9 protein-coding genes are annotated in these 13,118 nt (G+C 43.2%); 3 read left to right on the top strand and 6 right to left on the bottom strand.

The features are described from left to right. Positions 1-54: 54 nt before the first annotated feature. From IM496_RS12020 to crtH, 3 genes are all read right to left on the bottom strand, one after another. Positions 55-540 (bottom strand): DsrE family protein, encoded by a 486-nt coding sequence (locus tag IM496_RS12020; protein ID WP_002777498.1) that lies wholly within the window; start codon positions 538-540, stop codon positions 55-57. 142 nt (positions 541-682) lie between these two features. Then, positions 683-2,362 carry an ABC1 kinase family protein gene (locus IM496_RS12015; RefSeq protein ID WP_194016230.1) on the bottom strand — a complete coding sequence of 560 codons (1,680 nt, stop codon included), beginning with the start codon at positions 2,360-2,362 and terminating at the stop codon, positions 683-685. 228 nt (positions 2,363-2,590) lie between these two features. Next, positions 2,591-4,102: a carotenoid isomerase gene (crtH, locus tag IM496_RS12010; protein ID WP_194016228.1), complete on the bottom strand. Its 1,512-nt coding sequence runs from the start codon at positions 4,100-4,102 to the stop codon at positions 2,591-2,593. Positions 4,103-4,486: 384 nt separating this feature from the next. On the opposite strand from crtH, the gene IM496_RS12005 reads away from it, so the two are divergent. Next, entirely contained in the window at positions 4,487-6,391 is a 1,905-nt protein-coding gene (locus tag IM496_RS12005) for a polysaccharide biosynthesis protein (protein ID WP_287662032.1), read from the top strand. 47 nt (positions 6,392-6,438) lie between these two features. On the opposite strand, the gene IM496_RS12000 is transcribed toward IM496_RS12005, so the two are convergent. After that, complete coding sequence (locus IM496_RS12000; RefSeq protein WP_194016225.1) at positions 6,439-6,627, bottom strand: hypothetical protein; 189 nt, start codon at positions 6,625-6,627, stop codon at positions 6,439-6,441. A gap of 203 nt (positions 6,628-6,830) precedes the next feature. Here IM496_RS12000 and cobW point away from each other — a divergent pair, with 203 nt between their 5' ends. Then, positions 6,831-7,865, top strand: a complete 1,035-nt coding sequence (cobW, locus tag IM496_RS11995; RefSeq protein ID WP_194016223.1) for a cobalamin biosynthesis protein CobW — start codon at positions 6,831-6,833, stop codon at positions 7,863-7,865. A gap of 1,056 nt (positions 7,866-8,921) precedes the next feature. On the opposite strand, the gene IM496_RS11990 is transcribed toward cobW, so the two are convergent. Together IM496_RS11990 and IM496_RS11985 are read right to left on the bottom strand one after the other, a co-directional pair. Then, positions 8,922-9,605, bottom strand: a complete 684-nt coding sequence (locus tag IM496_RS11990; protein ID WP_194016221.1) for a YdcF family protein — start codon at positions 9,603-9,605, stop codon at positions 8,922-8,924. A 3-nt stretch (positions 9,606-9,608) separates the two neighbouring features. Then, the gene (locus tag IM496_RS11985) at positions 9,609-12,353 is read right to left on the bottom strand and encodes a DNA gyrase/topoisomerase IV subunit A (protein WP_287662031.1); all 2,745 of its coding nucleotides are present in this window, start codon (positions 12,351-12,353) and stop codon (positions 9,609-9,611) included. Between the two features lie 82 nt (positions 12,354-12,435). Here IM496_RS11985 and IM496_RS11980 point away from each other — a divergent pair, with 82 nt between their 5' ends. After that, entirely contained in the window at positions 12,436-12,840 is a 405-nt protein-coding gene (locus IM496_RS11980; protein ID WP_287662029.1) for a response regulator, read from the top strand. Positions 12,841-13,118 lie beyond the last annotated feature (278 nt).

Below are 13,118 nucleotides of genomic sequence, written 5' to 3'. Positions count from 1 at the left end.
TGCATCTCAGACAACATTGAGAGGCAGCCTCGATATTCTCTAGAAAATGCTCGATTACCAGCTAATTACTTTAACCGTTTCCTTAAATAAATTTGCTTCTAGGGAATCGGGGGAACTTGTCACCACACCGGCAATTAGATCTTCGGGTTTTATGGCTGCTTGTTTCATACAGGAGGGACAAATTAAGACTTTTCCCCCTTGACTGATGAAATCTACTAACATTGCTTGCAGGGTTTTACCGGTGATACCGTTAGTGTGTTGAGGAATGGTCGTCGCTGCCAGGTGTACCCCTGTAATATTCAAAAAAATGGTGGTTGAGTGACCTTTTTTCAGCATATTGGTGGCGACACCAATGGCCATTGCAGCTCGCCAAGGATCATCGGTGGTTAAATTAACAAATAAATCGGATTTTTGTTGACCGACAGCGATTATTGCTTCGTTAGTTTGTACTGGAGAAAGGGAAGGATTAGCCAAGACTGGGATAGATGTAACTAAGGATAATCCGACAAGGGAACCAAGGGCTAAAGATTTTAATAACATTTTCTTGTCCTCTTGCTGCTGGGTGCAATGAAAACATTTTCATTATGATAACTTCTGGAAAATCTTGTCAACAGACAGCCTGTCAAACTTTAATTTTTGTTGCGGATAACAAAAACCATCTACTAATAAAAATGATAATTATTTACTTATCTAACATTTTATCTAATCTTTCCTGAATCAATAAAGCCAGGGAAGAACGCAGAAAAAATAAACCAAATAACCCCGCTAAACTGAAGGGAATAATGGCTAGTTTGCTATAGTTACTGTCTAATAAAAATATGGCTGAGATAATGCTAAATCCCAATAAACAGACATTAATTAATACTTTAATTCCCAGATAAATTTTTTTCAGAAGTCGTTCATTTTCGCGTGACTTAACTTGAAAAACTAAATTTCCTCGCTCGATTTTTTCCTCTAATTGACGGATCATCCTTTCGTTTTTATTACTTTTTTGCCATTGTTGTTGAAGAAAAGTGCGAGCTTGATTAGCTAGGGTCAGCATTGTCTTGGTAGTTCCTCCTGATACCGCTAGACTTTTCACAAAAGGTTGACTAGCTGCTAATAAATTATACTGGGGATCTAAAGAGCGGGCAATCCCATCCAAAGTGGTGACAGATTTAATAATAAAAGTCATTTGGGGAGGTAAGCGAAAGGGTTGCTGTTTAAACATTAAATACACTTGATCGCTAATTTGTTCAAAGACCCTCACATCTACCGGTTTATCGCGAAATTCATCTAAGAGAAACTGGACGATATTTCGCACGGGCTGCAGATCTCTAACGGGTTCAATTAACCCCATATACATCAAGGTTTTTAAGACTGTTTCCGTATCCTTTCTCAAGACAGCGAAAAAGGTTTCGATCATTTGATCTTTAGCGACGGATTTTAACTCGAACATCGTGCCGAAATCGTAGAAAATTAACTCCCCTTCCTGACTAACTGCCATATTACCCGGATGGGGATCCGATTGGAAAAAACCATCCTGTAATAGTTGTTTGAGATAGGAACAGATACCCAGTTGAATAATCCCATCTACGTTAATATTATTAGCTAGTAAAGTCTCTCGATCATCCACTTTAATCCCCGGCACATACTCCAAAGTTAATACCTTGCGGGTGGTATATTGCCAGTAAACTAAAGGGACTTTTACTTGAGGATAATTCTTAAAATTTTCCCGAAAGCGATCGGCATTTTTGCCCTCATGGATATAATCAATTTCTTGAAAGAGTAGCTCAAAGAATTCTTGATAGATAGCTTCTAAATTATATTTTTTCACCACGGGGAAAATATTTAACCAACGGGTGAGACGATGCAACAATTCAAAATCGAGATTAAATAGTCCTTCTAGATTCGGTCTTTGTACCTTAATAACGACTTCTTCTCCACTTAATAACTGCGCTCGATGCACTTGTCCTAAACTGGCACAAGCGAGGGGAGAAACGCTAAAACTTGCAAATAAATTATCTAGGGGTTGTCCTAATTCTGTTTCGATAACTCGGATCGCTTCTTGATTATTAAATTCGGGAACTCGATCCTGTAATTGGGTTAATTGTTCGATATATTCGAGCGGAATTAAATCTGCTCGCGTCGATAAAGATTGTCCAATTTTAATAAAAGTTGGTCCCAAATTCATGAGGCGATCAACTAACCATTTCGCTCTCCTTTGCCTTTTTTTGCCCCTATTAGCCCCCGTTAAACGATCCCAGAGCAAAAAAGTCAAAAACTGCGTTGTAAAGCTAAATATCTCCAATTGACGAATAATTGGCGATCGCAAGCTTTGCTGCCAATGTAAAGATTTGGGGGAATCAAAGGGAGTAAGCATCAGTTATCAGTTATTAGTTATCAGTTATCAGTTATCAGTTATCAGTTATCAGTTATTAGTTATCAGCAAAACCGATCTACAGCGTTTCTCGTCAAGGTGAAGTATAAATTAAACCTTGCTGAAGTAAAAACTCCAATCGCAAAAATGCACCTCATCTATCTGAGAAATGCTGTCAAGTATCCCCTTCCCGCTTCCGAATTCGCTGGTAAAAATCCTGATTTTCAGCTTTTAATCTCTGGGACGAGGCAAACCGAGATCTACCGCTAGACGATGACTGCAAGCAAAACCGGAAAAGGCCACCGCGTTTAATCCTTGACCGGGGAAGGTACTATCTCCCACACAATAAAGATTAGGAATAGCTGTGCGATTAAAGGGCATTCCTAATAAACCTAACAGTTTTCTTCGCGGTATTGGGCCATAACTGCCATCGATTCTATTCAAAAAGCGGCGATGGGTGCGGGCCGTGCCAATTTCGATATAATCTAATCCTGTATCTAGTTTGGGAAAGAGTTTTTTCAGGCGCTCGATGAGACGATGAGCAGCGGCCTCTTTTTTCTGTTGATATTCTTGGGGGGGCAGTTTTTGCCATTGATCAATCCAGCTAGGGGTGAAAGTATGAATGATATGATGGTCCGGGGGTGCGAGGGAGGGATCGAGTAAGGTAGGAATAGAAACAAAGATAGTTCCCTGTTCTGCTTCCATATTTTCCCAATCTTCTAGTAAAATATGGTGACATTCGCTTCCTGATGGCAATACATCGGCCTTAACTCCCAGATGCAAACTCAGGAAACTGGGGGATTTTTGATAGCGTTTTTGCCATTTTTTTTCGCTACCCGGGAGAGATTCCGGGGGGAGCAGTTTCTCGAAGGTATCCCAACGGGTGGCATTAGAAACAATCTTTTTCGCGTAATATTCCTTACCATTGGTCAATTTTACCCCGATCGCCCGTCCTGCATCTAAAATAATCTTATTCACTCTCGCTTGATACTGGATTTCACCACCAGCTTTTTCCAATCCCTCGACTAACTTGAGAGCAATCTGTCCCACTCCCCCCCGGGGGTAGTTAATTCCCCCGTAATGGCGATCGCTAAAGACCATCCCCGCATTAATCATCGGAGTGCGATCGGCGGGTACTACCGACCAACAATAACACTCCATATCGATAAATTTCAATAATTTCGGGTCTTTAATATATTTTCTGGCCACATCTCCCGCATTTTGGGGTAAATACTTGACCAATCCCAAACAGGATAAAGGATGCTGGAAAAAAACCCTAGTCAGATAGCGGGGTTCTTCCAGCGATAGTAAATCCATACTATTGAGGCAATTAAACACCTGCCAGCATTCATCGTAAAAGCACCGGATACCGGCTTTTTCTGCGGGAAAATGGCTAATTAATTCCTGTAAAAATTGTTCGTAGTCGCGATGAACTTTTAAGTCTAATCCGTCCGGGAGATGATAATGGATCTGGACGGGATCAGCAATGGTTTCGATACTCATATCCACCGCTGCCAAAGCCTTGGTTAGGAGGTTAGTCGTCCCCTTTTTGCCAAAACCAAAAATCATCGAAGCACCCACATCAAAACGATAACCCTCTCGTTCAAAATAACCCGCGCTGCCCCCCGGGATCAGATAACTCTCTAGAACTAAGACTTTTGCTCCTTTTGCCACTAATTGCGTCGCTGTCACCAATCCCCCGATTCCCGACCCAATCACGATCGCATCGTACTGATTACTCATAACTTGACTCGATAAATTGTTGTATCAATTATTGATTGTAACCCTTGACTAGCGGTCATTTATCGGCTAGTTTTCGGGAGCAAAAATTTTTTGGGGAGAGATGAAAAGTTGCTAAAAGGAAAAAATTCTGGACAAATCTAGCAACTTGACATAATTGGGTTTGGGTGATATCATCTCCGGAAAGACAGGTAGCGCTACTGTTATAAAAAATATTGGCTCTTCTTGTTTCTGTGTGGAAGGGAGAAGAATAGGGGGAATTTTCCAGAAATATATTCTTCAAAGCCCTGCCTAGCAAGACTACTAGAAACGATAAACACTGATTATCACACCAAGTCGGGGAGAGCCAAACATCATTTTACCTAAAATTAATTAATCAATTGGATAATGTATAGAAAACTGGCCAACAAAATCCTTAAATTAGCTAATTCCCTATCTAGGTCATCGAAGCGATCTCTTTTAATTATCACCGATTGCCTGATTTTTTGTCTGACCATCTATCTAGCCTTCTCTCTCAGGTTTAATCTGAGCCTTGAATATCAGCAAATTAGACCTTTTTTTGGGGAAATATTGGGCTTAATTGCCGTTAAAACTCTAGTTTTCTCTCTCAAAGGCATTTACAGTCCCGTAGTACGTTATACAGGATTAGAGTTTCTTTCCTCCGTGCTGCAAGCGGTTCTCTATAGTTCAGGGGTTTTAATCAGTCTTGCCTACTTTCAAGGGGATGCCTTTTTGCCGCGTTCAGTCCTGATTATCGACGCATTGTTAACCCTAATATTGGTTATCGGGGTGAGATTATTGATTCGTTCTATCTTTCACCGTCTTAATATTTACGTCAGTAGTGTGGATAGGGAACCGACAATCGTTATCTATGGTGCGGGGGTTGTGGGTTGTCAATTAGCACGTTCCCTACAAAATGACCCCCACTATCGTTTATTGGCCTTTGTTGATGATAATCCCGATTTGCAGCAGCGAGTTATCCAAGGCATTAGGGTTTATTCCCCCTCTCAATTGACACTACTGCACCAAAAACGGGCCTTTGACTGGGTTGTTCTCGCTATTCCGAACCTAGACAAGGTCAGAAAGCGGCAAATCATCGAAAGTCTAGAAACTTTACCCATCGTCATCAAAACCGTCCCTCCCCTCTCAAAAATTTTATCGGGAGAAGCGGCCATCAATCAGATTCGCAGTGTCGATGTCTCGGAATTATTAGGACGGGAAGAAATTCTACCCCATGCCGAACTTTTGGGAAAAAATGTCACGGGTAAAGCGGTGTTAGTCACTGGGGGGGGCGGTTCCATCGGTTCGGAATTATGCCGACAAATCGCCTTCCTCAAGCCAAAATGCTTGGTAATCTACGAATTAAACGAGTTTTCCCTCTACAAAATCGATCTCGGTTTAAGTGAAAATTATGCCGATTTACGCAAGTATGCCTATCTAGGCAATGTTCTCGACCGCAATCATCTGGCCCGAGTCATCCAACAACACCAGATTGAGACAATTTATCACACGGCCGCCTATAAGCACGTTCCCCTTGTGGAAGCCAATGCTAGTCAAGGGATTTACACTAATGTTTGGGGAACCTTAAATGTCGCTCAGACCGCGATCGAGAATTCAGTTAGTAATTTAGTTCTCATTTCCACCGATAAGGCCGTCAGACCGACTAACATTATGGGGGCCAGTAAACGCTGTGCTGAGTTAGTCGTGCAAGCTTTGGCCGCTTTACCCGACACTTCCACCTGTTGCGCTATCGTCCGCTTTGGCAATGTTCTTGATAGTAGCGGTTCCGTGGTGCCGCGTTTCCGGGAACAAATCGCCCAACGTAAGAATATTACCCTCACCCATCGCGATATTATTCGCTATTTTATGTCTATTCCAGAGGCGGTGCGTTTGGTTATACAAGCAGGAGCCATGGCTAAGGGGGGTGAGGTATTCCTGTTAGATATGGGTGAACCGGTAAGAATTTACGATTTGGCCCTACAGATGATTCGTTTAAGTGGCTTGGAATTAGGACAAGATATCAATATTGAAATCACAGGATTAAGACCAGGGGAAAAACTCTACGAAGAATTATTAATCGATACCGATAAAGCTCTTCCCACCGCTCACCCAAAGATTTTTTGCGCTCATGAACACTTTCTTGCTTGGGACAAATTGCAAATCAAATTAGAGCAACTGCTTAATTATATTCAACTTAATGACCGTCAGGGCTTAGTTAAGTCTCTACAAGATTTAGTTCCCGAATACAGGCCTCCGAAGCAAATGGCAAGTAATTTGTCAAGTAAAAAGTGAAAAGTGAAAGAGAGGAGTTTTGCCTCTCCTCTTTTTGACAAAATTTATTAATCTAATTGAACCGAATGCTCTTGTTTTAATTGCTTTTGGATAGTTTTTACCGTCCGCTCAATTTTATTGATTCCGCGAGAAGAAGGGCGATTTACTCTATCAGCTACAGGAGAAGTTTGTTGAATAGCGATGCTTAAATAAAGAGGAAAAGCGAGGGTAAAGGCTAAAAAAAGACGTTGTAACATGATCCACTCCCACAAAAGTTTTTCAGCGATTATTTTAGCCGGCTGAAACTTTTACCAGAATAACGACTAACTAGGAAAATTTCAGCTAGTTTGTGACAGTCCGGCAATTGGTGGGGCAATCCTAAAGAATTAGCGCTGAAACCCCCAACCCTAGACCGAGAGTCTGATACATTGATCTAAGAATATGATCGATCGCTCTATCTATGCACAAAATTCCAGTTACTGTGATCACGGGTTTTCTGGGTGCGGGAAAAACTACCCTCATCCGTCATCTACTGCAAAATAATCAAGGCCGACGGGTGGCCGTTATGGTCAATGAATTCGGAGAAGTGGGAATTGATGGTGATTTATTGAAAAGTTGTCAGACCTGCGACGACAACCCCAACGATAATATTGTGGAATTGACCAACGGTTGTCTGTGCTGCACAGTACAGGAAGAATTTCTCCCCACCATGCAGAAATTGCTGGAGCGACGGCAACAGTTGGATTGTATGCTGATTGAAACTTCGGGATTAGCTTTACCTAAACCTCTGGTTCAAGCTTTTCGCTGGCCGGAAATCCGCAACGGTGCCACGGTGGACGGAGTAATCACGGTGGTGGATGGTTTTGCCGTCGCTAGGGGTCGTCTGGTGGCGGATTTGGAGGCTTTAACGGCACAAAGGCAAGCAGACCCCAATTTAGAACACGAAACGCCTATTGAGGAGTTATTTGAGGATCAGTTAGCCTGCGCTGACCTGGTACTCTTAACTAAAACCGATTTAATCAGCGAAATTGAATTAGAAAAAATTATTAATTGGCTGAAAACACAACTGCGATCAACGGTCAAAATAGTTACTTGTGCCGATGGACAAATTAGCCCCGATGTACTATTGGGATTTAATGCCGCCGTCGAGGATGATTTAGCTAGTCGTCCTAGTCATCATGATCACGAGGAAGAACACGATCACGATGAGGAGATCAATTCCGTGCAGTTTTGCCTCGATTCTCCTGTAGATGCCCGAATTTTGACCCAACGGCTCAAAGAATTGGTGGCCCAAGAAGAAATCTATCGGGTCAAGGGATTTGTTAACGTGGCCAATAAACCGATGCGTATGGTGTTACAGGGAGTCGGCGATCGCTTTGATTCTTTCTTCGATCGACCCTGGCAATCCACGGAAATGCGGCAAACTCGCTTGGTCTTTATCGGCCGCTCCCTCGATGGTCAGAGAATCGAGCAGGCCTTAACTAGGGTTTGCTGAAGAAGTTTTTCCTAGGGACAGGGTGTGGGGTGTGGGGTGTAGGAAGAATAAATAAAAATAATCTCCTGACTTTAAAGAGGGTGTAGGGTGTGGGGTGTGGGGTGTAGGGAAGGAAACCTCTTTCATCTGTGGGGGTGAAAATTTTTTCATCGGGACTGCCTCCTGCCCCCTGCCTGACCCCACCAACAAACTTTTTGCCGCAAACCCTATTTATTCTCCCCTCTCCCCCTCTACAATAATTACTCGCGGCCAGAAATACGTTGGGTCATACCATACTTTGTGCTTTTTGTCAAAAAAACTTTTTTTTTGCAATAAAACTACACAAAAAAAAGATCATCGTTGTGGGTGAAATTGACTGATTTAACCGTCTTAATTAGGATCACCTTCTAGGTGTGGCAAGGGTTTCAACTATTGCTGCCCAAAAAAGCACAGAACAGCCCATTATGAAATTCAGTAAAATCGCTGTAACCATGATAACATCGTTGTTAAATAAAAATCTTTCTCAATTAATTTTTAAGAATTTGTAAATATTGCGGAATGTTAATTTAAATATTCTCAAGTTTTTGCACTCAATCAATAAATTTTACTTATCTTTGTCCAACATCGGGTTAGAAGTCAGTATTCTCCGAGTCGGGAGACAGTATTTAGGAGATAGGAGAGAGGTTTTAGGTGTTGGGGTTTTGGTGGTGATTCGGTAAGCTGTTCGTAATTTAAATTGCTTGTTGAGACGAGGCAAGAGGCAGAAGGCTTTGGCCGTGAGCTCAGCGTTCGACTGAGCGTTCGACTGAGCGTTCGACTGAGCTCGCCGAACGTCCGAGGTCCGAACGGCAAAAGGCAAAGGGGAATAAATAATCAGTTTTTAATAACCAGATTTAGTATGATATTTGAGTAAGCCAGACAGGAGCCAGAAAAAGATATTTATCAGAAAAGTCATGATCAAGCTAGAGGTTTAAAGACTGATCGGGTTCCAATTATTTTTATTAATAAATATTTTACACAATTCATACTGGGTAAGTAAGAGGGCTGCGGCACTACTACCGAATCATTACCGATTGTTTAGCGGATCTTACCTTGAGATTCACATTGAAAACCTTGATCGCGCCAAGCTTGTAAATCAACGGAATTTAAGGGAATGACTTGCCAACAGGGGGGATAGATTAATTGTCCGACAAAAGCCCAAATTATACTTCTAGTCACATCTAACCCAGTTTTTAGCTTTGATTCGTGATTACCCGGAATACCAATTTCTCTGACTGCATCGATTTCTACTGCTATACCGTGGGATTGCAAGTGAATTTCTGCTAACCATTTAGCGCGAGGTAAATGAGTAGGAGAGGTGACAACTTTTACTTTATGTACTCCCCATTGTTTTAAAATTGGCACAGCAAAGAAAAAATTGCCGAAGGTAGAATCGGCACACTTTTCTAACCAGACGTTAGTTTTTGGTGCTTTTGCCTGTTCAAATAGTAATAAAATACAGGGGTCTTTCGAGCCTTGGGAAATTAAAATCGGTATATCGGGGTATTGCTGGGCTAGATTGGCTACATAAATTTCCCGACGAATGCTGCCCCCCAAAACTAAAATGGCATCAACGGGTTTTTGTTGATTAATTGGCAAGCGGACGGCTAAATTAATCGCTAAATTAAGGATAATAAACCCAAAAACTGCGACCAGAGTTAGTTTTAACCATCTTTGCCAATTTCGGTGTTTAGTAGCAACATTTTTCGGTTTTTTCGCCATTGTTTAGAGACGATGTAACAATTGTGCTTTGATAATTTTTTCTGTGGGGTTGAGTTTGACTAATTGTGAACCTGTCCCGTCTTTACCCGTGACTGCCACAGTTTCCACCTCTAAGGGTAGTTTTCGATTCTGATTGGTACTTAATAACACTATACTCCCCGCCCGCGCCGCTACCATGGCCGCTAAACTATCCTGTTTGTTAACAAATTGTAAAGCGGGTGAACCAAGATCGCCTAATTGTGATAAACGTAAATTCTCGATCGCCAGTCTTTTCGCGTAACCCAATCCCGAAATCAGGAGCAGATTTTCCCGATGGGGGAGAGAAACACAGCCAGCTAGATGTTCCCCGTAGCGCAATCGCAAAATTGCTAAACCCTGAGCGGATTTACTCATCATTGGCAATAATTCCTCGCGCACGGGATAACGCAACACCCGACCGCTACTGGTGGCGATCGCTAAGTCCAGGCCCTCATGAGTAAAAATAGCAGCATATAGGCGATCGTCTTCTTTCAATTTCATCAGGGACAAACCACGACTACCAACCCCCTCTAATTCATCGATGGGAAGCCGCTTTATTCGCCCCTGTTGACTCAGTAAAAGCAATTCTTGAGTTTTTTGAGGTTCCGTCAAGAAAAATTGATTTAACACGGCTTCTGACTCTTTTTGGGCGGTTTTGGTCAGCAGACTGGAGATTAACACTGGTTGATTCGCTTGCGGGGGGACTTCCCGGGTAGCAATCGGGTAAGCTTTAGCATTATCGAGGATAACTAGGAAATTTTCCCGTTTTTCGATCGCCTGTTGATAGATAATTAAACCCTGGTCCGGCGCTCGCTCTTCCGCTGTCGTCCAACCAATTTTATCTTCGGCATCAAGCAATAAAATCGCATTTTCTGGGGGTTCTTGGGGTGTAAATAGGCTTAAACTCGGTGTATTCTCACTCTCAGACTTTTTCTTAACTTTATTCTCCTGTTTTTTAACTTCTGACTTCAAAGAGGGTGTGGGGTGTGGGGTGTGGGGTGTGGGGTGTGGGGTGTGGGGTGTGGGGTGTGGGGTGTGGGGTGTAGGTAAGGAAACCTCTTTCGTCTCTGGTGGTGAAAATTTTTTCATCGGGACTGTCTCCTGTTTTTTAACAACAGAATCCTGTTTCTTCCCTGCTGTCTCCTGTCTCCTGTCTCCTGTCTCCTGTTTTTTCACCACAGAATCCAGTTTCTTCCCTTCTGTCTCCTGTCTCCTGTCCCCCGACTTGCCGGTGCGAATTTTTGTCCGTCTGCTATCGGCGAATTTTTTCTTTAAAGAGCGCAATTCTTTTTTCAGAGACTTGAGAAACTCCTGACGGTTATGGAGGAGGGTTTCCAACTGTTGAATTTTTGTTTGTAATTCCGTCGCTTCCGTCTCTAACTTTTGTCTTTCCAAACCGGTTAGACGACGTAGGGGCATAGCCAAGATAGAATCAGCTTGAGGGTCACTAATGCCCAATTCTGCCTGAAAACGATACTTAGCCGTCGTCCCATCGGGAGCATTTTTGAGAATATCCACCACTCGATCGATATTCTGCAAAGCTAATAATAAACCCTCCACTAGGTGTAAGCGATCGCTGGCCTGTTGCAACTCGTCGCCATACTGACGGGTGAGAGTCGTTTCTCGAAAGCGCAAGAATTCCTGTAAAACTTGTTTTAAAGATAACTGCCGGGGTTGATTATCGACCAAAGCGAGGATAATCGCCCCAAAATTAGTCTGTAGGGCCGTTTGTTGGTATAAAGCCGCCAAAACCTGCTGCGGTTGACTTTCCCGCTTTAATTCAATCACCACCCGAATGCCTTCGCGATTGCTTTCATCGCGGATATCGGCAATTCCCTCCAATTTTCCTAAATTGACTAATTCGGCGATTTTTTCAATCCATGCAGCCTTATTCACCTGAAAAGGCAACTCAGTAACCACAATTGCCGTCCTTTCCCTTCGGCGCTTGCCCTCAATGATAATTGTTTCAGTTTTGGCCACTCCGCGCACGGGAATAATCCCCCTACCGGTGCGATAGGCCTCGCGAATGCCGGTATCATCTAAAATCTCGCCTCCCGTGGGAAAATCGGGACCGGGGATAATTTCTACTAACTTTTCCTCGCTTAAATCGGGATTATCAATCAAAGCGATTAAACCTTCCACCACTTCCCCTAAATTATGGGGAGGAATATTAGTCGCCATCCCCACCGCAATACCAGAACAACCATTAAGAATGAGTATCGGTAACTGAGCGGGTAAAACAACGGGTTCCTGTTGAGAATTATCAAAATTACTGCTAAAATTAACGATAGCTTCGCTAATTCCCCCTAAAACCGCCTGATCACCGATGCCGGCCAAACGGGTTTCTGTATAACGCATGGCCGCCGGGGGGTCGTTATCGATCGAACCAAAGTTACCATGGCCCGATAAAAGTGGGTAACGACTGGAAAAATCCTGTACCATACGAACCAGTGCCTCGTACACTGACTGATCACCGTGGGGATGATATTTACCCAACACATCCCCCACCACCCGCGCACATTTGCGAAAGGGGCGATCGGGAGTTAAACCCAGTTCGTGCATAGCGTATAATATGCGACGATGTACTGGTTTTAGTCCATCGCGTACATCCGGCAAGGCTCGCCCCACGATCACACTCATGGCATATTCTAGATAGGAGCGTTCCATCTCTTGGTGTAAAGCCGTGGGTATAATTTGACCACTAGCTAAGAAATCCAGTTGTTTGGCCATGAGTCTCTCGTTTTTAATCTGTCTAGCTGTGAATCATAAGGCATTTTGCCCTTTTTAACCTTGTTTATCCCTGAGCTTCCCTATGACGACTGTTTTGATTGTAGAAGACGACCCGATTAATTTTCGCGTTTTTGCCAAAATTTTGACCAAACGAGGTGGTCTAGAGGTTAAAGGGACCGAAGACGTGGAAGAAGTGCTTCGTGTTGCTCGGGATAAGGAAGCGGACGTGATCTTAATGGATGTCTCCCTCTCCCATAGTGTCTATGAAGGGAAAGCGGTAGATGGCATTAAAATCAGCCAAATTCTCAAAGCTAACCCCGAAACTGCCGATTTACCCGTTATTCTCGTCACCGCTCACGCTATGGAGGGCGATCGAGAGAATTTTCTCAAGCAGAGTCAGGCCGATGGTTATATTTCTAAACCAGTGGTTGATCACCAAGCTTTTGTTGAGCAAATTTTGGCGATCATCGATCAGAAGCCGGTCTAAGCTTTGAGCCTTCTTTTGTTAGTATATCAGTATTTATCTAGACCAGCTGCTTTCAGTTTACTCCTAAGGGACTTGCGTAGGAATAATATCCCAGCCAGAAAATCGCTCTGCAGAAGAACCAGACCAGCCAGATGGCACATTATCAAAGCGCAAGTCCCTAACATCTCGAAGGCTCTCCCCCTACTTAGGGTGATCAGCAAACCTGATCGATCGGAGGGCGCAAGCATTGCGCCCCTACAGTAACGGATTTTGTCCACAATGTAGGGGCGAACTGCGTT

It is taken from the genome of Microcystis sp. M049S2, from assembly GCF_020245625.1.
GTDB classification, from domain to species: Bacteria; Cyanobacteriota; Cyanobacteriia; order Cyanobacteriales; family Microcystaceae; genus Microcystis; species Microcystis ichthyoblabe_A.
This window is presented reverse-complemented; position numbering and strand designations above follow the sequence as displayed.

What these genes read in the sequence shown, in the direction of transcription:
- IM496_RS12020 (WP_002777498.1), bottom strand. Translation starts at nt 540, where the DNA reads ATGTTATTAAAATCTTTAGCCCTTGGTTCCCTTGTCGGATTATCCTTA.
- cobW (WP_194016223.1), top strand. Translation starts at nt 6,831, where the DNA reads ATGCACAAAATTCCAGTTACTGTGATCACGGGTTTTCTGGGTGCGGGA.
- IM496_RS11980 (WP_287662029.1), top strand. Translation starts at nt 12,436, where the DNA reads ATGACGACTGTTTTGATTGTAGAAGACGACCCGATTAATTTTCGCGTT.
- IM496_RS12015 (WP_194016230.1), bottom strand. Translation starts at nt 2,362, where the DNA reads ATGCTTACTCCCTTTGATTCCCCCAAATCTTTACATTGGCAGCAAAGC.
- IM496_RS11985 (WP_287662031.1), bottom strand. Translation starts at nt 12,353, where the DNA reads ATGGCCAAACAACTGGATTTCTTAGCTAGTGGTCAAATTATACCCACG.
- IM496_RS11990 (WP_194016221.1), bottom strand. Translation starts at nt 9,605, where the DNA reads ATGGCGAAAAAACCGAAAAATGTTGCTACTAAACACCGAAATTGGCAA.
- crtH (WP_194016228.1), bottom strand. Translation starts at nt 4,102, where the DNA reads ATGAGTAATCAGTACGATGCGATCGTGATTGGGTCGGGAATCGGGGGA.
- IM496_RS12005 (WP_287662032.1), top strand. Translation starts at nt 4,487, where the DNA reads ATGTATAGAAAACTGGCCAACAAAATCCTTAAATTAGCTAATTCCCTA.
- IM496_RS12000 (WP_194016225.1), bottom strand. Translation starts at nt 6,627, where the DNA reads ATGTTACAACGTCTTTTTTTAGCCTTTACCCTCGCTTTTCCTCTTTAT.